General features: G+C 70.3%; 19 protein-coding genes. 8 read left to right on the top strand and 11 right to left on the bottom strand.

Annotated elements, in window-relative coordinates; translation table 11 throughout:
• Positions 1 to 6: 6 nt before the first annotated feature.
• Entirely contained in the window at positions 7 to 447 is a 441-nt protein-coding gene (locus tag OG966_RS06695; RefSeq protein ID WP_326648509.1) for a hypothetical protein, read from the bottom strand.
• A gap of 418 nt (positions 448 to 865) precedes the next feature.
• Between OG966_RS06695 and OG966_RS06690 the strand changes: the two genes are divergently transcribed.
• Genes OG966_RS06690 through OG966_RS06675 form a run of 4 tightly spaced genes read left to right on the top strand, consistent with a single transcriptional unit; the run spans position 866 to position 5,095 of the window.
• Positions 866 to 3,634 (top strand): sensor histidine kinase, encoded by a 2,769-nt coding sequence (locus tag OG966_RS06690; RefSeq protein WP_326648508.1) that lies wholly within the window; start codon positions 866 to 868, stop codon positions 3,632 to 3,634.
• The gene (locus OG966_RS06685; protein WP_326648507.1) at positions 3,631 to 4,095 is read left to right on the top strand and encodes a roadblock/LC7 domain-containing protein; all 465 of its coding nucleotides are present in this window, start codon (positions 3,631 to 3,633) and stop codon (positions 4,093 to 4,095) included. Before OG966_RS06690 ends, OG966_RS06685 begins: the two co-directional genes overlap by 4 nt.
• Before the next feature lie 9 nt (positions 4,096 to 4,104).
• Positions 4,105 to 4,509, top strand: a complete 405-nt coding sequence (locus tag OG966_RS06680; protein ID WP_326648506.1) for a DUF742 domain-containing protein — start codon at positions 4,105 to 4,107, stop codon at positions 4,507 to 4,509.
• Positions 4,490 to 5,095, top strand: a complete 606-nt coding sequence (locus OG966_RS06675; protein WP_326648505.1) for a GTP-binding protein — start codon at positions 4,490 to 4,492, stop codon at positions 5,093 to 5,095. The genes OG966_RS06680 and OG966_RS06675 overlap by 20 nt, the downstream gene beginning before the upstream one ends.
• Positions 5,096 to 5,346: 251 nt before the next feature.
• Here the strand turns inward: OG966_RS06675 and glpK are convergent, their stop codons facing one another.
• The 6 genes from glpK to OG966_RS06645 form a co-directional block, all read right to left on the bottom strand.
• Entirely contained in the window at positions 5,347 to 6,861 is a 1,515-nt protein-coding gene (glpK, locus tag OG966_RS06670) for a glycerol kinase GlpK (protein ID WP_326648503.1), read from the bottom strand.
• A gap of 30 nt (positions 6,862 to 6,891) precedes the next feature.
• Positions 6,892 to 7,653: an MIP/aquaporin family protein gene (locus OG966_RS06665; RefSeq protein ID WP_326648501.1), complete on the bottom strand. Its 762-nt coding sequence runs from the start codon at positions 7,651 to 7,653 to the stop codon at positions 6,892 to 6,894.
• A gap of 303 nt (positions 7,654 to 7,956) precedes the next feature.
• Positions 7,957 to 9,147: a lipid-transfer protein gene (locus tag OG966_RS06660; RefSeq protein ID WP_326648500.1), complete on the bottom strand. Its 1,191-nt coding sequence runs from the start codon at positions 9,145 to 9,147 to the stop codon at positions 7,957 to 7,959.
• Positions 9,144 to 9,575: a Zn-ribbon domain-containing OB-fold protein gene (locus OG966_RS06655; protein ID WP_326655101.1), complete on the bottom strand. Its 432-nt coding sequence runs from the start codon at positions 9,573 to 9,575 to the stop codon at positions 9,144 to 9,146. Before OG966_RS06655 ends, OG966_RS06660 begins: the two co-directional genes overlap by 4 nt.
• 66 nt (positions 9,576 to 9,641) lie before the next feature.
• Positions 9,642 to 9,989 (bottom strand): DUF962 domain-containing protein, encoded by a 348-nt coding sequence (locus tag OG966_RS06650; RefSeq protein WP_326648499.1) that lies wholly within the window; start codon positions 9,987 to 9,989, stop codon positions 9,642 to 9,644.
• Positions 9,990 to 10,131: 142 nt separating this feature from the next.
• Entirely contained in the window at positions 10,132 to 10,941 is an 810-nt protein-coding gene (locus tag OG966_RS06645; RefSeq protein WP_326648498.1) for a M15 family metallopeptidase, read from the bottom strand.
• A 60-nt stretch (positions 10,942 to 11,001) separates the two neighbouring features.
• Between OG966_RS06645 and OG966_RS06640 the strand changes: the two genes are divergently transcribed.
• Positions 11,002 to 11,505, top strand: coding sequence for an NUDIX domain-containing protein (locus OG966_RS06640; protein ID WP_326648497.1), 504 nt, complete (start codon positions 11,002 to 11,004; stop codon positions 11,503 to 11,505).
• A 22-nt stretch (positions 11,506 to 11,527) separates the two neighbouring features.
• On the opposite strand, the gene OG966_RS06635 is transcribed toward OG966_RS06640, so the two are convergent.
• Positions 11,528 to 13,888, bottom strand: a complete 2,361-nt coding sequence (locus OG966_RS06635; RefSeq protein ID WP_326648496.1) for a glycoside hydrolase family 31 protein — start codon at positions 13,886 to 13,888, stop codon at positions 11,528 to 11,530.
• Between the two features lie 217 nt (positions 13,889 to 14,105).
• Here OG966_RS06635 and OG966_RS06630 point away from each other — a divergent pair, with 217 nt between their 5' ends.
• On the top strand, positions 14,106 to 16,082 hold the full coding sequence (locus OG966_RS06630; protein WP_326648495.1) for an acetoacetate--CoA ligase: 1,977 nt from the start codon (positions 14,106 to 14,108) through the stop codon (positions 16,080 to 16,082).
• 152 nt (positions 16,083 to 16,234) lie between these two features.
• Here the strand turns inward: OG966_RS06630 and OG966_RS06625 are convergent, their stop codons facing one another.
• Complete coding sequence (locus tag OG966_RS06625; RefSeq protein ID WP_326648494.1) at positions 16,235 to 17,554, bottom strand: aminotransferase class I/II-fold pyridoxal phosphate-dependent enzyme; 1,320 nt, start codon at positions 17,552 to 17,554, stop codon at positions 16,235 to 16,237.
• 47 nt (positions 17,555 to 17,601) lie between these two features.
• Here OG966_RS06625 and OG966_RS06620 point away from each other — a divergent pair, with 47 nt between their 5' ends.
• Positions 17,602 to 18,876: an MFS transporter gene (locus tag OG966_RS06620; RefSeq protein WP_326648493.1), complete on the top strand. Its 1,275-nt coding sequence runs from the start codon at positions 17,602 to 17,604 to the stop codon at positions 18,874 to 18,876.
• 22 nt (positions 18,877 to 18,898) lie between these two features.
• Positions 18,899 to 19,840 carry a hypothetical protein gene (locus tag OG966_RS06615; RefSeq protein ID WP_326648492.1) on the top strand — a complete coding sequence of 314 codons (942 nt, stop codon included), beginning with the start codon at positions 18,899 to 18,901 and terminating at the stop codon, positions 19,838 to 19,840.
• Between the two features lie 81 nt (positions 19,841 to 19,921).
• Here OG966_RS06615 and ptsP read toward each other — a convergent pair whose 3' ends face one another.
• Both ptsP and OG966_RS06605 read right to left on the bottom strand, forming a co-directional pair.
• Positions 19,922 to 21,592 carry a phosphoenolpyruvate--protein phosphotransferase gene (gene ptsP / locus OG966_RS06610; RefSeq protein WP_326648491.1) on the bottom strand — a complete coding sequence of 557 codons (1,671 nt, stop codon included), beginning with the start codon at positions 21,590 to 21,592 and terminating at the stop codon, positions 19,922 to 19,924.
• Positions 21,593 to 21,670: 78 nt separating this feature from the next.
• On the bottom strand, positions 21,671 to 22,120 hold the full coding sequence (locus OG966_RS06605; protein WP_326648490.1) for a PTS sugar transporter subunit IIA: 450 nt from the start codon (positions 22,118 to 22,120) through the stop codon (positions 21,671 to 21,673).
• Positions 22,121 to 22,176: the final 56 nt, after the last annotated feature.

Raw genomic sequence — 22,176 nt, 5'->3', positions numbered from 1 at the left:
GGCCGGTCAGGCTCGCGAGAGCCTGCCCGAGCCACTTCGCCGTATCCGCTCGGTCTGGCGGGCGTCCGCCCTGGCCATCCGCCGCGCCGTGCGGCGCTCACGTCGCAGCTGTCGCGCCGTGCTGCTCGGTATGGACACCACACCATTGCGCTGGTTCCACACCTGGCGGGTCACCCAGACGTCCAGCACCGCCCACGTCGCCACCACCGTGCTGCCCACACTGCTGAGCACCATCGGGAAGGCCAGCCAGGATCCGGTGAGCGTGCAGAGGAAGGCGACCATCCCCTGAATCATCGTCAGTGAAGCGATGATCACCGCGCGGACCGCTGCCGTACGGACCGGGTCGGCCATGCGTCTGCTCACCGCCGGCTCCTCCACCCAGAGCTGCCGTGGGACATCCGCATGACTCGTCGCCCGCACCACGCCGCGACGCTCGTCCCTGTCCATGGAACCTGTCACTCCCACCTCTGTCCGACTTCAGGGGTGGGTGCCCGGATTCCGCTGCTTTACTCCCGCTGCCGAATCCAAAGCCGGAGCGAAGCCGAACCGAATGCGATGTGCGCGGCGCCTGCGGATCTCCGAGTCCCCGTACTGATTGACGATTGAGCAGGGCGGATGATTCCCGCAGAGCGAAGAATTCCAGCCATCTGTGACGGTCCGAAAGATGACGTGCCGCCAGGCGAGGTCCGCCGTCGCCGGAATGCCATCTCCCCGAATACCAGGACAACCCATGATCAACGCGTCCGTCGTCGGCCGAAAAACATCCGGACGTGCCTTCGAGTTGTCAGTGTGACAGTAGTAGGCTCACGCCGTTTGTTGACGGAACACCACCCGCAATCGTGCGGGGGTTGATCAGGGGGAGGCCATGCGCTTTCGCGGGAAGTCCATCCGCCGGAAGATCGTGGCGTTGCTGCTGGTGCCGCTTGTCTCCCTCACCGCGCTCTGGGGCTTCGCCACCGTACTGACCGGACGGGAGGCGAGTCAGCTCCTGGATGTCACTTCCGTGGTGGAGGAGGTCGGTCATCCGGTCGCGGACACCGTCGTCGTCATCCAGAAGGAACGCCGTCAGACGCTCATCTACCTTGCGGACCGCAGGGCTTCCGACGCTCTGCCCTCCCTGCGCGATCGGCGCGCGGCCACCGACCGGGCCGTCGCCAAGATCAAATCGAATCTGGAGAAGTCCGGAATCCGCGACGACATGCGGCCCGACACTTCGCAGAAGCTCAGCTTCCTCCTCGACGAACTCGACGGCCTGGGCGCTCTGCGCCGCTCCGTGGAGGCCGGCACGGTCTCCCGCAGCCAGGCCCTGGAGTTCTACAACCGGCTGGTCGACCCCTGCTACAGCTTCCTGCTGACGCTCCATGCGCTCAGCGATGTCGAAATGGAACGCCAGGGCCGCGCTCTCGTCGGCCTCGTCCGCGCCGCCGAAATGCTCTCCCGCGAGGACGCGTTGATCGCCTCCTCGCTCACCACCGGCAAGATCACCGCCGATGAGATCCGTTCGCTCTCCGACTTCGTGGCCAAGCGCGAGCTGTACTACGAGACCAGCCTCGAAGTCCTGCCCGCCAAGGAACGCGAGATCTACGAGCAGTACTGGAGCAGCCCCGAGACCGCGCCGCTGCGAGACACCGAGGAACGCCTCATCCAGGCCGGCCCGGTCAGCGACGCGGGCGCGTCCGAAGCCGGGCGCTGGCAGTCCGCGGCCACACCCGTCCTCGACGACCTCGCCCGAGAGGCCAAGGAAGCGGGCGTCCGCTACCAGCACCGGGTCGAGCCCTCGGCGTACAACGTCTTCGTCAAGGCGGGTATCGCGGGCGTACTCGGCTTCCTCGCCCTCCTCGTCTCGGTGATCGTCTCCGTACGCATCGGCCGTGACCTTGTCCGCGACCTCTCCCGCCTGCGCAAGGAGGCTCACGAGGTCTCCGGTGTCCGTCTCCCCAGCGTGATGCGCCGTCTCGCCGCCGGCGAGCATGTCGACGTCGAGACCGAAGCCCCGCGTCTGGACTACGACAAGGACGAGATAGGCCAGGCGGGCCAGGCGCTCAACACCCTTCAGCGGGCTGCCGTCGAGGCCGCTGTCCGCCAGGCCGACATGCGCCGCGGAGTCTCCGAAGTCTTCGTCAACCTCGCCCGCCGCAACCAGGTCCTCCTGCACCGCCAGCTCACGCTCCTCGACACCATGGAGCGGCGCACCGAGGACACCGAGGAACTCGCGGACCTGTTCCGCCTCGACCACCTCACCACCCGTATGCGCCGGCACGCCGAGGGCCTGGTGATCCTGTCCGGCGCCGCACCGTCCCGCCAGTGGCGCAAGCCGATCCAGCTGATGGACGTCGTACGGGCCGCGGTCGCCGAGGTCGAGGACTACGAGCGCATCGAGGTGCGGCGGCTGCCGCGCATCGGTGTCGGCGGTCCGGCGGTCGCGGACCTCACTCATCTCATCGCCGAACTCCTCGAGAACGCGACGGTGTTCTCGCCCCCGCACACCGCCGTCCAGGTGCACGGCGAGCGGGTCGCCAACGGCTTCACGCTCGAAATCCACGACCGCGGCCTGGGCATGGCCCCGGAAGGGCTGCTGGACGCGAATCTGCGGCTCGCCGAGACCCCCGAGTTCGAGCTCTCCGACACCGACCGGCTCGGGCTCTTCGTCGTCAGCCGGCTCGCCCAGCGCCAGAACGTCCGGGTCTCGCTGCAGCCCTCCCCGTACGGAGGGACCACCGCGGTCGTCTTCATCCCCGCGGCCCTGCTCACCGAGGCTCCGGAGACCCAGGGCACCGGCTTCCGCCTCGACCGCAAGAGTGAGAGTGCGGCCGGACGCCGCGGCAGCGACGGCAGGCACCCGGCGCTCGCCAAGGTACCCACCGGTCTGAGCGGCTCCACCCTGCTGGACGGCCCCGTCGAACTGGAGGCGCCCGTCGGCGCCTTGGGCTTTGACGACCGGCCGGTCCTCGGCGGAGGCGGCTCGCTCGCCGACATCGAGGACACGGAGAGCGAACGCGGCGGAATCTTCCGCGCCCGTGCCCGGGACCGCCGTCGCGAATCCCCGGACGAGCAGCACCAGCAGGCGCGGGACCAGTCGCCGGGCCCGATCGGCGGCCCGGTGCCACTGCCGCGCCGCAAGCCTCCGACGCTGGTCACCGACAACGGCCGCAGGGTGGACGAGCGGGGTCGTACCCACCCCGCCCCGGCCCCGGGACCCGCGCGCGCCGCGGAGCCTCCGCCCGCGCCGGTCCCCGATCCACGTCCCGCTGCCTGGCCGGGACCCACGCCGGTACCCGCACCCACACCCGTACCCAATCCGGAACCGACACCCGTACCTACTCCGGAACGCCCACCGGCCCCCGCCGCAGGACCGGCCCCGGCCACGCTCGACGGCCTGCCCCGTCGGGTCCGCCAGGCCAGCCTCGCCCCTCAGCTCCGGGAGACGTCCGGCGCTGCCGGGCAGCCGCCCGCACCGGCAACCGAGCAGGACATCGAGCGGGACGCGGAAGAAGTGCGCAACCGCATGGCTTCAATGCAGCGAGGCTGGCAGCGCGGCCGCCTGCAGAACGCCGAAGAGGCCGAGGCCACCGACCAGGCCGCCGGTTCCGGCGAGACCGCACCAGGAACCACATCTGAGGGGGACGGTCGATGACCGCACCGCACGCCGCATCCAACGCCCACCCGACCACCAACGGCGTCTATCCGACCACCAACGGCTCCGGCGAGCTCAACTGGCTGCTTGACGAGCTGGTCGACCGCGTCGCCAGCATCCGCAAGGCACTTGTGCTCTCCAGCGACGGACTGGCCACCGGCACGTCCCGGGACCTCACCCGTGAGGACGGTGAGCATCTCGCCGCTGTGGCCTCGGGATTCCACAGCCTTGCCAAGGGCGTCGGCCGCCACTTCGAGGCAGGCAGGGTCCGGCAGACCGTCGTGGAGCTGGACGAGGCCTTCCTGTTCGTCACGGCGGCGGGCGACGGCAGCTGTCTCGCCGTGCTCGCCGACGCCGACTCCGACGTCGGCCAGGTCGCGTACGAGATGACCCTCATGGTCAAGCGTGTCGGCGTCCACCTCACCACCGCGCCACGGACCGGTCTGCGCACCGGAGGGTGAGTGGATGGCATGAGTGAGTCAGCTCAGTACGCCCAGCAGCCCCACCACTTCTTCGATGCCGAAGCCGGCCCCGTAGTCCGTCCGTACGCGATGACACGCGGACGGACGAGCAGCGCGACCCGGCACCGCCTCGACCTGATCGCTCTGGTCGTCCCGGAGCTCGCGGCCGACGACCCCGGCAACGACCAGTCGCTCTCCCCGGAGCATGTCGAGATAGTCGAGCGCTGTGGCGACACCCCTCAGTCGATAGCCGAGCTCGCGGCTACCCTGGACCTTCCTGTCGGAGTCGTCCGGGTCCTCGTCGGCGATCTCGTCGAGGACGCACTGGTGCATGTAACCCGTCCCGTTCCGCCGGCCGAACTGCCGGACGTGAGCATTCTCCGCGAGGTGATCAATGGTCTTCGGGCGCTCTAGCCGCCGAAAGCCACCTGTCGAACCGGTGACGTTGAAGATCCTGGTGGCGGGCGGATTCGGCGTGGGCAAGACGACCCTGGTGGGTGCGGTCAGCGAGATCAGACCGCTGCGTACCGAGGAGACGCTGAGTGAGGCGGGCCGCCCCGTCGACGACACCGAAGGCGTCGAGAACAAGACGACCACCACGGTCGCCATGGACTTCGGGCGCATCACGCTCCGCGAGGACCTGGTGCTGTATCTCTTCGGCACACCGGGGCAGGACCGTTTCTGGTTCCTGTGGGACGAGCTGGCGCAGGGCGCGCTGGGCGCGGTCGTCCTCGCCGACACCCGCCGCCTGGAGGACTCCTTCGCGGCGATCGACTATTTCGAACGCCGTGGCATCCCCTTCACCGTGGCCGTCAACTGCTTCGAAGGGGCGGGCCGTTTCCCCGGCGAGAGCGTGCGTGCCGCGCTGGATCTCGACTCCGAGGTGCCGCTGCTGATGACCGACGCGCGCGAGCGCGAGTCGGTCAAGGAGGTGCTGGTGGCGGTGGTGGAGCACGCCCTGACCCGTGCCGACCGCCGGCGCGAGCACGCCACCACCTGAGAACGCCGCCACCTCATCCGGCGATCCCGGCAGAGGCAGACCCCGGCAGAGACACGGCCCGTACCCCCACCGACTGGGGTACGGGCCGTGAGCTCTTCGCGGCCGGCTCACGAACGCCGGCCTGGGAGCACCGGCTCAGGAACGCCGGCCTGGGAGCACCGGCTCAGGAACGCCGGCCTGGGAGCACCGGCTCGTCAGTGCACCCGCTCAGGAACGCCTGCTCAGGGAGCGCGGGCCCAAGAGCGCGTCGCTCAGGACTGGCCGCCGGCCTCCTCCCAGCCGAAGCTCCGCTCCACCGCCTTGCGCCAATTGTGGTACTCGCGCTCGCGGGTCTGCGCCTCCATCCGCGGCGACCACTCGACATCGCGTTTCCAGTGCGCCTTGAGCTCATCGAGGTCGGACCAGACGCCGGTCGCCAGCCCCGCCGCGTACGCGGCCCCGAGGCAGGTGGTCTCCGAGACCTTCGGCCGGATCACCGGTACGCCCAGCACATCCGCCTGATGCTGCATCAGCAGGTTGTTGGAGGTCATCCCGCCGTCCACTTTGAGCGTGGTGATCTGCACCCCGGAGTCCTGGTACATCGCGTCGACGACCTCACGCGTCTGCCAGCTGGTCGCCTCCAGCACCGCCCGCGCCAGATGGGCCTTGGTGACATACCTGGTCAGGCCGGTGATCACCCCGCGTGCGTCGGAGCGCCAGTACGGGGCGAAGAGCCCGGAGAACGCCGGGACGATGTACGCGCCACCGTTGTCGTCCACACTGGCGGCCAGCGTCTCGATCTCGTCCGCGCTGCGGATGATGCCGAGCTGGTCCCGGAACCACTGCACCAGGGCGCCGGTGATCGCGATCGACCCCTCCAGGCAGTACACCGGCGCCTCGTCGCCGATCTTGTAGCCCAGGGTGGTGATCAGCCCGCTCTTCGAGGGCACGGGCCGGTTGCCGGTATTGAGCAGCAGGAAGCTGCCGGTGCCGTAGGTGTTCTTGGCCGTGCCGGTGTCGTAGCAGGCCTGCCCGAAGATCGCGGCCTGCTGGTCGCCGAGCGCGGATGCCACCGGCACGCCGGAGAGCTGGCCGACAGCCGTCCCGTACACCTCCGCCGAGGACCTGATCTCGGGAAGGATCGCCTGCGGCACGTTCATCGCCGACAGGATCTCCGGATCCCACTCGAGGCTCTGCAGGTTCATCAGCATGGTGCGGGAAGCGTTGGTCACATCGGTGACGTGGACGCCCCCGTCCGTACCGCCCGTGAGGTTCCAGATCAGCCAGGAGTCGATGGTGCCGAAGGCGATCTCACCGCGTTCGGCCCGGCTGCGCAGTCCTGGCACATTGTCCAGCAGCCAGGCCGCTTTGGGTCCCGAGAAGTAGCTGGCCAGCGGTAGTCCCGTCGTGTCGCGGAAACGGTCCTGCCCGTCCGTGCCGCCCAGTTCATGGCAGAGCGCGGCGGTACGGGTGTCCTGCCAGACGATCGCGTTGTGCACCGGCTTGCCGGTCGCCCGGTCCCACAGGACCGTCGTCTCCCGCTGGTTGGTGATGCCGAGCGCGCTGAGCTGGTCGGTGCGCAGCCCGGCCTTGGCGATGGCTCCCGCCACCACGGCCTGGACCTTGGACCAGATTTCGGTGGCGTCGTGCTCCACCCAGCCGGGCTTGGGGAAGATCTGACGGTGCTCGCGTTGGTCGACGGCGACGATCGCGCCGTCCTGGTCGAAAATGATGCAGCGGCTGGATGTGGTGCCCTGGTCGATTGCGGCGACGAATTTTTCCGTCATGACGTCCCCTTGTCGAAGCGGCCTGAAGGCCTAGAAGGCAGCGTTGAAAATGAGGCCGGCCAGCAGCCCGCCGATCACGGGTCCGGCCACCGGCACCCAGGCGTAACCCCAGTCGGATGTTCCCTTGTTGGGGATCGGCAGCAGTGCGTGTGTGATGCGCGGCCCCAGGTCGCGAGCCGGGTTGATGGCGTAGCCGGTCGGCCCGCCGAGCGAGAGTCCGATGCCGACGACCAGCAGCGACACCAGCAGGATGGAGATGCCGGAGCCGTAGATCCCGGCGTTCTGCCCGGGGATCTGGCCGATGCCGATGCCGTCGTTCTTGCCGAAGGCCAGTATCGGGAGCACCAGACCTGTCGTCGCGATGATCTCGGTGATCAGGTTGGCGGCCGGACTGCGGATCTCCGGGCTGGTCGAGAAGATCCCGAGCGTGGGCTGTGCGTTCGTCTCCTCCGCGTTGGCCTGGAACTGAGCGAAGTAGACGAGATAGGCGAGTACGGCGCCGAGGGTCGCGCCGACCGTCTGCCCGAGGATGTACAGCGGAACCTTGCTCCACTCCCCGGTGTCCACGGCGACGCCCAGCGTCACGGCCGGATTGAGATGACCACCCGACAGCGGAGCGGCGGTGTACGCGCCGGCCAGCACACCGAAACCCCAGCCGAAGGCGATGACGACCCAGCCCGCGGCCTTCGCCTTGGAGTGATGAAGCGTGACGGCGGCACAGACGCCCGCGCCGAAGAGGATGAGTATCGCGGTGCCGATGACCTCACCGACGAAAATGTCTCCATTGCTCATGGCAACTCCTAGGCCCTCGCCCGGGGCCCTGCCACGGTCCTCCGCGCAGGGTGCGTGCTCCATGGCGTTCGTGCTCCATGGCGTTCCATGGCTACGGATCACAAGGCAGGGGGAGTCCCGTACCCGCCGGTGTCCGTGACGAGCGTGGTGAGCGTGCAGAAGTGCGGCGATGCCGACGATGAGGCAGTGTTCACCGGCCGTGATGGGTCGTCAAGGTCGTTGACAGCAAGTGCAGTTCACGACCGGTGCGTTGACACGCTAGCGGGGAACGTAAGGCAGCGGGAGTACGCCTCGCAGGTCTGTTCAGCGAACGGCGACGACCGCCGAACCATGGCCGAAAAGCCCCTGGTTCGCGGTGATCCCGGCACGGGCTCCCGGTACCTGGCGCTCTCCGGCCGCACCCCGGAGCTGCCAGGTCAGCTCGCAGACCTGCGCGATGGCCTGGGCCGGCACGGCTTCACCGAAGGACGCCAGCCCGCCGCTTGCGTTCACCGGGATGCGCCCGCCGAGAGCCGTGGCACCTTCGCGTACGAGCTTGGCTCCTTCACCCGCCCCGCACAGACCGATGTCCTCGTACCACTCCAGCTCCAGGGCTGTGGAGAGGTCGTACACCTCGGCGAGCGAGAGGTCGTCGGGTCCGATGCCCGCCTCCTCGTACGCGGCCAGTGCGATCGACGCGCGAAAGGAGCGCGGGGAGGGCCCCACCGCGGCCGCCGAGTCGGTCGCGATGTCCGGAAGGTCGAGTACGGCCTTCGGATAGGTCGGCGTGACGGTGGAGACCGCGCGGATCCGGACCGGATCGGCGGCCCCGTGCCGACGCGCGAAGTCCATGCTGCTCAGCACCAGCGCGGCGGCGCCGTCGGAAGTCGCGCAGATGTCGAGCAGCCGCAGTGGATCGGCGACCACCGGGGAGGCGGCGACGTCCTCGGCCGAAACGGTCCTGCGGTAGCGGGCGTTGGGGTTGAGCGCGCCCGCCGCCGCGTTCTTGACCTTGACCAGCGCGAAGTCTTCGGGAGTGTCCCCGTACAGAGCCATACGGCGGCGTGCGTAGAGCCCGAAGTACGCCGGGTTGGTCGCGCCCAGCACCCGGAAGCGCAGCCAGTCGGGGTCGTCCGGCCGATCGCCTCCGGCCGGTGTGAAGAATCCCTTCGGCGCCGAGTCCGCGCCCACCACCAGCACTACATCGGCCATCCCGGCCAGGAGCTGGGAACGTGCGGTGTTGACCGCCTGCGCGCCCGAGGCGCACGCCGCGTAGACGCTGGTGACGCGTGCCCCCTGCCAGCCCAGCGCCTGCGCGAACGTCGCCCCGGCCACATACCCGGGATAGCCGCAGCGCACCGTGTCCGCGCCGACCACCGACCGCACCTGCTGCCAGCCGATCCCGGCGTCGGCCATCGCCGCCCTGGCCGCTGTCGTGCCGTACTCGACGAAACTGCGCCCCCATTTGCCCCAGGGATGCATTCCGGCCCCGAGGACCGCCACATCGCCGGTCATGACGCCGTCTCCACGGGCCGCCAGTGCCAGGTCGTCCAGACGGTCCCCGCGTCCTCGTTGAGCACACCGGGTACGACCTCGACCTCCATGCCGACCGCCAGTTCCGCGACGGTCACACCCGGCACGGCCTGACCGAGGACGACCATCCGCTCGGCCTCGAGCTCGACGGCGAGAAGCGCGTACGGCTTCCACTCCGCGGCCGGGTCGGACACGTACGGAGCCGGCGGACGGTAGCGCCCGTCCGTGTACGACCACACCCGTCCCCGCTTGGAGAGCTGTACCTCCGCCAACTCACCGCCCGCGCAGGCGGGGTTGCGGCAGTACGAGTCCTCACGCGGGAAGAACACCGAGGAGCAGGCCGTACAGCGGGTGCCCAGCAGTCGGAAGTCCTCCTCACCGCTGTCCTGTGTGAACCATCCGGCCACCACGGGCGTGCGCGTCAAGGTTCCTCCCCGGCACCGCAATCTGACGGAACGTCAGAAGTGTGCCACGGGTCAGCGGTTCTCGGCGAGCCACTTGTCGGCGATCTCGGCCAGTTCACCGTCCCGGCCCGCCAGCATCATCCGGATCATCTGCACGTCGCCCCGCAGTGACCAGGCGGGATGCCCGAAGGTGGCGGGGTTGTTCTTCTCGATGAAGAAATGCGCCGGCCAGGCGGTCCCGTAACCGATCAGCGGCAGAGCGGCCGCATACCGCTTCCGCCCGCGCGCCAGCCCGTACACGCTCACCGCGAGGCCCGTCAGCGTGCCGGTCAGATGGACCCAGCGGGTCGCGGACCTCGAATGCATCGCGACGTAGTAGGGCCAGAACTCCTCGTACGAATCAAATGTCTGCTGCGCCATACCGGCACCGTATTCCCTCGGCGGAGAACCGGATACGGCCCGCGTGCGTCCGACAGCAGAGAACGGCCGGCCGGAGCCTACGGGGGTGGTCCCGGCCGGCCGCTCCGCGGCTGTCCTCCTCAGTCGGCTCCCGCCGTCCCGCTCAGTGCCCGGCGACCGAACGCCACGCCACGGGGAAGTCGAAGAAGGTGTCAGGGAAGGGCTCCGGCTTGTAGGTGAAGTGCCACCACTCCTCGGGAAGGTTCACAAAGCCGACCGCGCCCAGGGTGCTCTTCAGCAGTTGCCGGTTGGCACGCTGCTTGCCCTGAATCCTGGGGTCATCGGTGTGCGACAGCGTGTCGAAGCAGTCGAATCCGGTCCCCATGTCGACGGAATTGTCCGGGAAGCGCTCGGACTTCGGCGCATAGCACGGGACGAGACGCTCGCCCGGGACATACGGCCTCGTCGGCAAGGCCGGCAGCTTCACGATGGTGAGATCGACCGTGCTGCCCCGGCTGTGCCCGGACTTCTCCGCTATGTAACCGTCCTCGAACAGTCGCGACTTGTCGACTTGAGGATAGAACTCCTTTTTCATCGCCTCGTCCTCGAGGTCCTTCGCCCACCGCACGAAGTGGTCAACGGCCCGCTGGGGCCGGTAGCAGTCGTACACCTTCAGTGAGTAGCCCTGCCGCAGCAGCTTCGACTGCGCCCGGTGCAGCGCCTGCGCGGTGGGCCGGGTGACGATGCAGAGCGGCCGGCGGTAGCCGTCCACCGGCTCGCCCACGAAATTGTGCACGGTCTTGTAACGCATCTCCTGGATGATCGTCGGGTCAACGGTACGCAGCGCCACGAACTCCTTCGGCGCCTTCGGTTCGGAACGGGCCTGTGCCATGGGGGTGGTGGCCGCGGTGATGGCGAGGAGCGCGACGGCCGTCGCCCCGAGGGCGCGGAACGCGGAAGCAAGTCCAGTCATGCGCCCACCGTTTACCAGTTCCCGGCCCGGCGGGAAAGGGTGATCGGATACAGTCCGCGCGTGCCCAAGGACTCCCACTGCGGCAACTGCGGAGCGCCGTACGGCCCGGGCGCCGGCTGGCCCCGTACCTGCCCGGCCTGCGGCGAGACCGCGTACCGCAATCCGCTGCCCGTCGCCGTCGCGCTGCTCCCGGCCCATGACGCCGACGGCACCGGACTCGTCGTCATCACCCGCACCATCGAACCGCAGCGCGGCGGCATCGCGCTGCCCGGCGGCTTCATCGACCACGGCGAGGACTGGCAGCAGGCGGTAGTCCGGGAGCTGCGGGAGGAGACCGGGATCGAGGCGGCGCGCGCCGACGTCCGGCTCGCCGACGCGCTGAGCTCGCCGGACGGCCATCTGCTCCTCTTCGGCCTGCTGCCGGAACGCACTGCCGCGGACCTCCCGGACCCGGCGCCCACGGACGAGACGGACGGCTGGCATCTGCTGCGCGGCCCCGCCGAGCTGGCGTTCCCGCTGCACACCGTCGCCGTACGGAACTGGTTCGCCGGCCGATACGGCTGAGTGGGCCGCGAGCCGCATGTCCCTACGGCTGACCACCCAGCCCGCGTACCCTCCCCCGCCACCGCGGCGGAGCGGTCCCGTCCCCCTTGATCTGCTTCACCACGACCCGCCCGTCCACCAGCCGGGTCGTATACCGCTCCAGCTCCGCCTGCTCCCAGCCGTCACCCAGGTCCGGGACCACCAGACCGCCGCCCTTGCGCCCCTCGGCCGGTGCCCACACCTCCAGCTCCATGCCGCCGTCCACGCCCCGCACCGGGATCACCGCCCCGCCCCGCGCCAGTACTGGGATACGTGACAGAGGCGCGTCCACCAGGACCTGCCCCGGCCCTTCGTACGCCCGCCCCGTGGCCGTGTCGTACCACCGGCCGCGCGGCAGCCGCACCGCCCGCCTGTCCGTCCCGCGCTCCAGCACCGGCGCGACGAGCAGCGCGTCACCGAGCAGAAAGGCGTCCTCACAGTCGCGCAGCACCCGGTCCTCCGGAGAGGCCCACCACAGCGGCCGCGCATACGGTGCCCCGGTCCGCCTCGCCAGGTGCGCCAGCGTGACGAAGTACGGGCGCAGCCGCTCCCGTTCGGCGAGGGCCGCCCTCGCGTACGCGAGAACCTGCGGGCCGAACTCCCAGGGCTCCCTGCGCCCCGCGTCGATCGCCGCATGCGTACGGAACAACGGCAGCTGTGCCCCCAGCTGGAACCAGCGCAGATACAGCTCCGGCGACGGACTGCCGTCGAAGCCACCCACATCCGGACCGGAGTACGGGACGCCGCACAGCCCGAGCCCCAGCACCAGGGAGAGCGAGGCACGCAGCCCGGGCCAGCCGGTGGAGACATCTCCTGACCAGGTGCCTCCGTACCGCTGCATACCCGCCCAGCCGGAGCGCGAGAAGAGGAACGGCCGCTCATCCGGGCGCAGCTGCCGCAGCCCCTCGTACCCGGCGCGTGCCATCGCGAGGCCGTACACATTGTGGGCCTCCCGGTGATCGCCCCCTCGCCCCTCCAGTACGTGCCGGGCGGAGCGCGGCAGCGTCATGTCGCCGAACGGCATGAAGGACACCGGTTCGTTCATGTCGTGCCACACCCCGGAGAACCCCTGCGCCAGCCGCTCCTCGTACAGCCCGCCCCACCACCGGCGGACCGCCGGATCGGTGAAGTCCGGATAGACGCAGTCGCCGGGCCAGACGACGCCGCGTACCTCCGCGCCCCGCGCGTCCCGTACGAAGGCCCCCGCCGACTTCCCGCTGTCGTACACCGCTTTCCCGGGTTCCGCCTTCACCGCCGGATCGACGATGGAGACCAGCCGGACCCCGTCCTCGCGCAGATCCCTGGCCATCGCCGGCAGATCGGGAAATCGTTCCCGGTCGACCGTGAAGACCTGATGCGCGTCGTAGTGGTCGATGTCCAGATGGACCGCGGACAGCGGCAGGTCCCGCGCCCGGTAGCCGGCGGCGATCCGGCGCACCTCCCGCTCGCTGCCGAATCCCCACCGGGCGTGCTGCGGGCCCAGCGCCCAGGACGGCGGCAGCGCGGGGGCGCCCGTCAGCTGGGTCCAGCCTGTCAGCACACGTGCGGGCGTGCCCACCACCACCCAGCAGCGCAGCGGCCCGCCGTCCATCCGCACCTCACTCGTGCCCGGCCGGTCGTGCCCTGATCCCGCGCCCTCCTCGCCCTCCCGCAGCGTGACCCGGCCCTCCCAGGAGTTGTCGTGGAAGGCGAGATGGGTGCCGGCGTCGGCGACCACCAGCTGCACCGGCATGGTGATGTACAGCGGGTCGTCGTCGGGACCGAAGCTGCCCCTGGGGTCGGTGTTCCACAGGCGGTATGTGCCGTCGCGCAGCCGCGGTCCGCCGGCCCGGCCGCCGAGCCCGAAGAAACGCGCGTCCGCAGGCACTTCGGTCCGCTGCACCCACCGGGCCGGACCGCCCTGCACCGGCTCCCACCAGCGCGGCGGCAGATCCCGGCGCAGTACGACACCGCCGGGCGTCCGGATCTCGACGGCGCCGTGCCGCGAGACCTCGACCGTCACCCGCTCCGACACCACGCGCCAGCCGCCGTCCTTGTCGGGTTCCAGCGCGGCTCGTGGATCCGGTTCGGGAGGCGCGCCGTCCAGCGCGTACGACGGCTCGGGCTCCGCGCCGTCCCAGCCCCAGAAGACCGCCCCGCCGGCCGCGACCCGGATGCGCAGCTCCGAACGGGCGAACCGTATGACGCCGCCGCCGGGCAGCGACTCGGCGCCGCTCACCGGTCCCGGCACCCTGGCCCGCTCCGCTCCCCGAGCGGGCAGCCCCCGGGCGTCGGTCCGCCGTTGCCGCCATGCCGAGCGTGCCGCGCGCAGCCCCTGCACCGTTCCGAAGATCTTCACCGAGCGCACCAGCCCACGACCGTCCATGCAGCTCACCCTGTCATCCACCGGAGCGTGAGCGGGGTTTGTTCAACTCCCGTTCACCCGTGGTCAGAGCACATATACCCTCGTCCGACCATGGGTGGTGGGCCCTGGTGCGAAAGACGATCACATGGCATCGTCCGTGTCAGCCGTGTCACGCGCACACCCCGCTCGTGCGCGAGACACACGCAGACACCGCGTAGAGCCACCCGGGAGCCGCACCATGACCTCAGCAGCGAACCCTGCCACTCTCTGGCAGCCGGACCCGGACCGCATCGCAGCCGCCCGGATCACCCGTTTCCAGGCCTGGGCCGCCGAGCGCCACGGGGCCCCGGCCGAGGGTGGCTACGCGGCATTGCACCGATGGTCCGTCGACGAGCTCGAGACCTTCTGGCGGGCGGTCGCCGACTGGTTCGACGTGCGGTTCTCCACTCCGTACGAGCGTGTCCTCGCCGATCCCGCGATGCCCGGCGCCCGGTGGTTCCCCGGTGCCACCCTCAACTACGCGGAGCATGCGCTGCGCACCGCCGAGGACCCGGCCCGCGCCCAGGACGCGGCGCTGTTGCATGTGGACGAAACACATGAGCCGACGCCGATCAGCTGGTCGGAGCTGCGTCGCCAGGTCGGGGCGCTCGCCGCGGAACTGCGTGCCCTCGGCGTACGCCCCGGAGACCGTGTCGGCGCCTACCTCCCGAACATCCCGCAGGCGGTCACCGCCCTGCTCGCCACCGCGGCCGTCGGCGCGGTCTGGACCTCCTGCGCGCCCGACTTCGGCGCCCGCAGCGTCCTCGACCGCTTCCAGCAGGTCGAGCCCGTCGTCCTGTTCACCGTCGACGGTTACCGCTACGGCGGCAAGGAACACGACCGAACCGAGGCCGTCGCGGAGCTCCGCCGTGAACTCCCCACTCTGCGCGCCGTGATCCACATCCCGCTGCTCGGCACCGAAGCCCCCGACGGCGCGCTCGACTGGTCCGCGGTCACCTCCGGCGAGACGGAACCCGTCTTCGAACAGGTCCCCTTCGACCACCCGCTCTGGGTGCTGTACTCCTCCGGCACGACGGGTCTGCCGAAGGCGATCGTCCAGTCGCAGGGAGGCATCCTGCTGGAGCACTTCAAGCAGCTCGGCCTGCACTGTGACCTCGGCCCCGAGGACCGCTTCTTCTGGTACAGCTCCACCGGCTGGATGATGTGGAACTTCCTCGTCTCCGGACTGCTCACCGGCACCACGGTGGTCCTGTACGACGGCAGCCCCGGTTATCCCGACACCGGCGCCCAGTGGCGCATCGCCGAGCGCACCCGGGCCACCCTCTTCGGTACCTCCGCCGCATACGTGATGGCCTGCCGCAAGGCGGACGTCCACCCCGCGCGCGACCACGACCTCTCCCGCATCAAGTGCGTCGCCACCACCGGCTCCCCGCTTCCGCCCGACGGCTTCCGCTGGCTGCACGACGAGGTGGCCGATGACCTGTGGATCGCCTCGGTCAGCGGCGGCACGGACGTGTGCAGCTGCTTCGCCGGCGCGGTGCCCACGCTGCCCGTGCACATCGGCGAACTCCAGGCCGCCTGCCTCGGCACCGACCTCCAGTCCTGGGACCCTCAGGGCAAGCCGCTCATCGGCGAGGTCGGGGAACTGGTCGTCACCAATCCCATGCCGTCCATGCCGATCCGGTTCTGGAACGATCCCGACGGCAGCCGCTACCGCGAGAGCTACTTCGAGATGTTCCCCGGTGCCTGGCGGCACGGCGACTGGATCACCATCACCGACCGGGGCTCCGTCGTCATCCACGGCCGCTCGGACTCGACGCTGAACCGTCAGGGTGTCCGGATGGGCTCGGCCGATATCTACGAAGCCGTCGAACGCCTTCCGGAGATCCGCGAGTCGCTGGTCATCGGTCTGGAGGAACCGGACGGCGGCTACTGGATGCCGCTCTTCGTCCACCTCGCCGAAGGTGCCGCCCTCGACGACGGTCTGCGGGCGCGCATCAAGCAGACGATCCGCGAACAGCTCTCCCCGCGCCATGTCCCGGACGACATCATCGAGGTCCCCGGCGTCCCGCACACCCTCACCGGCAAGCGCATCGAGGTACCGGTGAAGCGACTCCTGCAGGGCACGGCGCTGGCGAAGGCGGTCAACCCCGGCTCGGTCGACAACCTCGAACTGCTGCGTTTCTACGAAGACATCGCCCGCGAACGCGGCTAGCAAGGAGCTCGAAACCAAGCCCGTCCGGCTTCCGAGGCGAGGGGGCCGGAAATCAAGCCCGTCCGGCTTCCGAGGCGAGGGGGCCGGAAATCAAGCCCGTCCGGCGATTGAGGACAAAACGGCAGCCGGACGGCCCCGGCCGAAGAACCGCACTACCCCCCGTACGTGGCCTCGGACTCACCCAGCACCGCCGCGAAGTCCGAGGCCAGCCTTCCCGCCTCCACCGGCTCCAGTTCCGCCGTCGTGATCCGTACGCCGGGCCCCGACCCGATCCGGAACCGCGCCCCTGCCGCAACCCACCAGCCCCTGGACCGCAGCCCGTTGACGACGGCGGACTCGTCCCGCACCGGCACCCACACATTCATCCCGCTCACACCATGTGCCTCGACACCATGTGAGGCCAGCGCGGCCACCAGGGCGGCTCGCCGTTCCCCGTAGGCGGTCCGCGCGCGCCCCACCTGTGCCGTCGTGTCCCGATCGGTCATCAGCCCGAGCACGGTCCGCTGCAGCAGATGACTGATCCAGCCGGATGTCAGCAGCAGCCGACCGTCGTGCCGGGCCAGCGTCGTCGGATCGCAGGCGGCCGCGGCCCACCGCAGATCAGTTCCCAGATACTTGGTGACGGTCCGGACATGCGCCCAGCGCGCCAGACCGCCCGCGGCGAGCGAGTGGAGCGGGGCGCCCGAGATGTCCGAGGCATGGTCGTTCTCGATCACCAGCACTTCGGGCGAGCCCCGCAGCACGTCCACGAGTGCGTCGCGCCGCCCGGCCGAGAAGCATCCGCCGTACGGATTCTGCGCCCGCGGACTTGCCACGACGGCCCGCGCCCCCGCCCGCAGCGCCGCGCTCAGCGCCTCCGGCCGCATGCCCTCGTCGTCCACCGCCACCGCCGCGGACCGCAGACCCAAGGCCTGTACGAGATCAAGCAGATGGTGGTAGCCCGGATCCTCCATTGCCACCGCGTCGCCCGGCCGCAGCTCGGTGGAGAGCAGCCGCGCCACACAGTCGAGCGCCCCGTGCGCGAAGGTGAGGTGCTCGACCGGCACCCCTTCGCCGCCGATCCATGTCCGGGCCGCCTGCTCCAGCTCCGGCAGCCTGGGGGCCGAACGGTGCGAACGGGCCCCGGGGGAGAGCCGCGCGGGTGGCACCAAGTCCGGGAGGAAGGCCGGATCGGGGTGGCCGCCTGCCAGATCCCGCAGCCCCTCGGGCACCTTCGGCGGCCGCCGGGACGCGACGGCCGGCGCCGCGGCGACCACGGTCCCGCCCCGTCCACGCGTCACCACGACACCGCGTCGGCGCAGCTCCTTGTACGCCGTCGCGACCGTCCCGGCACTCACCCCGAGATCGTCGGCGAGCCGCCGGACGGGCGGCAGGGCATCCCCGGGCTCCAAACCCCCGTCCGCCACGGCCCGTTCGACGGACGCGGCGATTCCCTTGGCGGTCCTACCCTCGATCGAATATTGTGCTGTCACGTAGTTGACTATGTATCAATACATAACTCACGTCAAGGGGGGAACCGGTGAGCCTGCTCCACCGCCGGGCCGCACTGAAAGACCGCATCCCAGGAGGCCGCGACGGCCGTCGCATGCTCGGAATCACCTTGGTCGACAAGGTGGGCAACGGCCTCTGGACCGCCACGCAGGCGCTCTACTTCACCTACGTCACGGGCCTGTCCATCACCGAGGTGGGCCTTCTCATCGCGGTGTCCGCCGGTATCGGCATCGCCGGCGCACCGATCGCAGGACGTGTCGCCGACCGGCTGCCCATCACCCGCGTCCTCATCGCCGCCCAGCTCGTGCGCGCCGCCGCGGGCCTGGCCCTGCTCACCACCGACCACTTCGCAGTGCTGCTGGCCATCGCGGCATTCGGCAGCCTCGGCGACCGCGGGGCCAATGTCCTCACCAAGCTCTACGCCGCCCGCATCGCCGGCTCCGAGCGCGTCCGCTACCAGGCCGTGAACCGCACCGTCGGCAACACCGGCTTCGCCATCGGCGGCCTCGCCGCCGCAGCCGCGCTCGGCGTCGGCACCACAACCGCGTACCAGTCACTCCTGATCGGCAACGCCCTCACCTCCGTGTGCGCCGCCCTCCTCACCCTGCGCTGCGGCGAGCCCCCCGCCCCGTCGCGCGTCGTCAACGGATCCGCGCGCAAGACCGTCGCCGCAAAGCCCGCCAACCCCTGGCGCGACCGTACGTATCTCCTCTACGTGGCCAGTGAAGCGGTGCTCTTCCTCGACGATGCCGTCTTCATGGTCGGGCTGCCGCTCTGGATCGTGCACGCCACCGAGGCCCCGCACGGCCTGGCACCGCTTCTGCTCGTCCTGAACAACGTGATGGTGGTGGCCCTCCAGATCCCCCTCGCCCGATTCGGCGCCACCACGCGGGCCGCCCGGCGTCTGCTCGGACCGCTCGCGGCCGCCTTCGCCGCCGGCACCCTCGCCCTGAGTGTGTCCGCGGCGGACAGCCGGTGGCTCGCGATCACCGCACTCGTCCTCGCCGCCGTCGCACTCACGCTGGCGGAAATCCTCCACGCCACCATCTCCTGGGAACTCTCCGTCGCTCTCGCCCCCGACGAGGCACAGGGCGCATACCTCGGAGTGCACGGCGTGGCCGCATCGGCCCAGCGCAGCGCCGGGCCGCTGATCGTCACCGGGGCCATCGCGGCGGGCCCCGCGGGCTGGGCACTGCTGGGTGCCGGACTTGTGGCCACCTGCTTCGCCCAGAGCCGCCTGGTACGGAGCAAGCTGCCCGACCCCGCGTTGTCAGTGCCGCCAGTTACGGTGAGTCACCAGTAGTCAACAGCGCTCAGGGGGAGACATGGCGTACACGAGGCAGTCCAGGCGGCCCAAGCGGTCGACGCGGTCCACGCGTCAGCGGGCCAGGAACAACGCAGCCATGCGGCGCACCCTGCGCCGCGAGGTCCCCGGCACCGTGGGACTGCTGGCCGACGAGCAGGACTTCACCGCGATGCGCCGCTACCGCACCTTCACCTTCGACGACCACGCGAGTTATCTCCGGCAGATCGACGACCTGCTGCGAACCCTCGCCGCCCGGCAACTGCACACCACCGTTGCCCTCTTCGACCCCGAGGACTTCACGGAGTACTGCGCCGAAGCCGGCCTCGACCCCGACGCGGCCATGAGCCGCTCCCAGTACACCGCGGAAATCGCCGGCCGCGGCGCCACCGTCCCGTACACCGGCCAGGCCCTCGACAGCCTGCTGCCCCAGCTCATCAACAAGGCGGTCCGCAAAGCCACCTGGGAGTACAGCACGATGCTCCTCGCCGACCTCGGAGAGTGCGCCGACTGCGGCCAGGACATCGGCCGGGCCGCCTTCGACCGGGCCTCCCGCATCCTGATGCGACTGCTCGAGGAGGCCGGACCCGGCACACACCATCTCGTCTGCAGCGTCCCCGCCCCGGACGAACAGCTCCTCGCCGTCCTGCACGCGGAAGGAGCCACTGCGGCCCCCGCCCAGCTGGACGCCTCCGAGGGCGCGGAGTTCGTCACCGTCCTCGCGGCAGGCATCGCCCTCGAGAGCCCTGGCGGAGTAGTGCTTCGTACGAGCGCTCCCGACACCCCGGACCACCTCCATGGCTGGCGGCTCCACCAGGGCCGGCTCCTCCCGCTCACCGCCGGTGAGGTCTTCAGCGCCTACTGCACCGACGCCACCACCGGCGAGCCGCTGTCCCCCGAGCCCGGCGTGGAGTACTGCGCGGGCTTCGACATCACCACCGACGACCCGGGGAACCATCACTGAACGCCGAAGGGGCTTCCTGCCGTCCCCGGCAGGAAGCCCCTTCGGTATCCGTCTGCTGAAATCCGCTTGCTGATCTGCCGGCTACTCGCCGGAGAGCACCGCCCGGGCGGCCACCCGGGCCTCCTCGGCGGTGTCGGCGGCACGCGCCGCGGCGGCAGCCCGCTCGCACTGGGCGAGCGTGTACTTCGCCAGCGTCGCCCGCACGTACGGAATCGACGCCGCACCCATGGACAGCGAAGTCACACCGAGACCGGTGAGCACACAGGCGAGCAGCGGATCGGATGCAGCCTCACCACACACACCACAGCTCTTGCCCTCGGACTTCGCGGCCTCGGCCGACAGCGCCACCAGATCCAGCAGCGCCGGCTGCCACGGATCCTGCAGCCGCGACACCGCACCCACCTGACGGTCGGCGGCGAAGGTGTACTGCGCGAGGTCATTGGTCCCCAGCGAGAGGAATTCGACCTCCTGCAGAATCGAACGCGCCCGCAGCGCGGCGGACGGAATCTCCACCATCGCACCGAACTTCGCCCGCAGTCCGGCCTCGCGGCACGCGTCCGCGAACGCCTTGGCGTCCGTACGGTCGGCCACCATCGGTGCCATCACCTCGAGGTACACCGGCAGACCGTGGGCGGCCTTGGCCAGCGCCGTCAGTTGCGTCCGCAGCACCTCGGGGTGGTCCAGCAGACTGCGCAGCCCGCGCACGCCCAACGCCGGGTTCGGCTCGTCGGCCGGAGTCAGGAAGTCGAGCGGCTTGTCCGCACCGGCGTCCAGCACCCGCACGACCACCCGGCCCTCGGGGAACGCCTCGAGCACCTTGCGGTACGCCTCGACCTGCTTCTCCTCGGACGGCGCCTGCTTGCTGTCGTCCAGGAAGAGGAATTCCGTACGGAACAGCCCGACGCCCTCGGCACCGGCCTCCACCGCGGCGGGCACATCGGCGGGACCGCCGACATTGGCCAGCAGTGGCACCTTGTGGCCGTCCGACGTCGCACCCGGTCCGCTGGTCGCGGCGAGCGCCGCCTTCCGCTCCGCCGCGGCCCGCTCCATCGCCGCGCGCTTCTCGTCGCTCGGCTCGACGAAGATCTCGCCCGTGCTGCCGTCGACCGCGATCAGCGTGCCCTCGGCCAGCTCACAGGCGCCCGGCAGCGCCACCACTGCGGGCACTCCGAGCGCCCGCGCCAGGATCGCGCTGTGACTGGTCGGACCGCCCTCTTCGGTGACGAACCCGAGCACCAGCGCCGGGTCGAGCAGCGCGGTGTCCGCCGGCGCGAGATCCCGCGCGATCAGTACGTAAGGCTCGTCGCTGTCCGGCACACCCGGCATCGGCACACCGAGCAGCCGAGCGACGATCCGGTTCCGTACGTCATCGAGGTCCGCGACCCGTCCGGCCAGGTACTCACCGGCACCCGCCAGCAGCGCGCGGTACGCGGCGAGCGCGTCGTACACCGCACGCTCAGCGGTACTGCCGACGGCGATGCGCCGATCCACGTCGGCCATGAGTTCCGGGTCCTGCGCCATCATGGCCTGCGCCTCGAGCACGGCCTGCGCCTCGCCACCTGCCAGATTGCCCCGAGCAATCAGGTCGGCGGCCACGGCTTCCACGGCCTTGCGCGCGCGCCCCTGCTCGCGCTCCGCGTCCTCCGCCGGAATCTGCTTGGCCGGCGGTTCCAGGACCGCCGTGCCCATGTGCCGAACCTCGCCGATCGCCACACCGTGGCTCACGCCGACGCCTCGCAGCGTTGTCTGCATTTCACCCGTCTCCGATTGAGCGACGGCCGCTGCCGCCGCGATGGATGTCCAACTGACGCCGCCACCGCGGCGTCGGCGTCACTGCCAGCCGAAGAGGGAGTCGCCGGCCTTTACGTCGCCGTCCTCGCGGACGTCGGAGAGGGAGTCGGCCGTGGCCTCGAGCGCCACGATCGGACAGATGGCGGACTTCCCGGCAGCCTCGACGGCCGACGGGTCCCAGCGCACCACAGACTGTCCGCGCTGCACGGTGTCGCCCTTGTTGACGAGCAGCTCGAAGCCCTGGCCGTTGAGCTGAACAGTGTCGATGCCGAGGTGCGTCAGCACTCCGTGACCCTGCTCGTCGACGACAACGAAGGCGTGCGGGTGCAGGGAGACAATGACGCCGTCAACGGGGGCGACGGCCTCCGACGGCTCACGCACGGGGTCAATAGCGGTACCGGGGCCGACCATCGCACCGGAGAACACCGGATCCGGCACCGCCGCGAGTCCGATGGCACGTCCAGCAAGAGGGGACGTCACTGTGGTCATGGGGCCTCCCAGGGCGGAGATTCGTACGGCGTCGTCGCGGACTGTCCTGAACGACG

Source organism: Streptomyces sp. NBC_01750, assembly GCF_035918095.1.
GTDB lineage: Bacteria > Actinomycetota > Actinomycetes > Streptomycetales > Streptomycetaceae > Streptomyces.
The sequence above is the reverse complement of the archived record's forward strand: the minus strand, read 5'-3'. Positions and strand labels throughout refer to the sequence as shown.

What these genes read in the sequence shown, in the direction of transcription:
- OG966_RS06695 (WP_326648509.1), bottom strand. Translation starts at nt 447, where the DNA reads ATGGACAGGGACGAGCGTCGCGGCGTGGTGCGGGCGACGAGTCATGCG.
- OG966_RS06690 (WP_326648508.1), top strand. Translation starts at nt 866, where the DNA reads ATGCGCTTTCGCGGGAAGTCCATCCGCCGGAAGATCGTGGCGTTGCTG.
- OG966_RS06685 (WP_326648507.1), top strand. Translation starts at nt 3,631, where the DNA reads ATGACCGCACCGCACGCCGCATCCAACGCCCACCCGACCACCAACGGC.
- OG966_RS06680 (WP_326648506.1), top strand. Translation starts at nt 4,105, where the DNA reads ATGAGTGAGTCAGCTCAGTACGCCCAGCAGCCCCACCACTTCTTCGAT.
- OG966_RS06675 (WP_326648505.1), top strand. Translation starts at nt 4,490, where the DNA reads ATGGTCTTCGGGCGCTCTAGCCGCCGAAAGCCACCTGTCGAACCGGTG.
- glpK (WP_326648503.1), bottom strand. Translation starts at nt 6,861, where the DNA reads ATGACGGAAAAATTCGTCGCCGCAATCGACCAGGGCACCACATCCAGC.
- OG966_RS06665 (WP_326648501.1), bottom strand. Translation starts at nt 7,653, where the DNA reads ATGAGCAATGGAGACATTTTCGTCGGTGAGGTCATCGGCACCGCGATA.
- OG966_RS06660 (WP_326648500.1), bottom strand. Translation starts at nt 9,147, where the DNA reads ATGACCGGCGATGTGGCGGTCCTCGGGGCCGGAATGCATCCCTGGGGC.
- OG966_RS06650 (WP_326648499.1), bottom strand. Translation starts at nt 9,989, where the DNA reads ATGGCGCAGCAGACATTTGATTCGTACGAGGAGTTCTGGCCCTACTAC.
- OG966_RS06645 (WP_326648498.1), bottom strand. Translation starts at nt 10,941, where the DNA reads ATGACTGGACTTGCTTCCGCGTTCCGCGCCCTCGGGGCGACGGCCGTC.
- OG966_RS06635 (WP_326648496.1), bottom strand. Translation starts at nt 13,888, where the DNA reads ATGGACGGTCGTGGGCTGGTGCGCTCGGTGAAGATCTTCGGAACGGTG.
- OG966_RS06630 (WP_326648495.1), top strand. Translation starts at nt 14,106, where the DNA reads ATGACCTCAGCAGCGAACCCTGCCACTCTCTGGCAGCCGGACCCGGAC.
- OG966_RS06615 (WP_326648492.1), top strand. Translation starts at nt 18,899, where the DNA reads ATGGCGTACACGAGGCAGTCCAGGCGGCCCAAGCGGTCGACGCGGTCC.
- ptsP (WP_326648491.1), bottom strand. Translation starts at nt 21,592, where the DNA reads ATGCAGACAACGCTGCGAGGCGTCGGCGTGAGCCACGGTGTGGCGATC.
- OG966_RS06605 (WP_326648490.1), bottom strand. Translation starts at nt 22,120, where the DNA reads ATGACCACAGTGACGTCCCCTCTTGCTGGACGTGCCATCGGACTCGCG.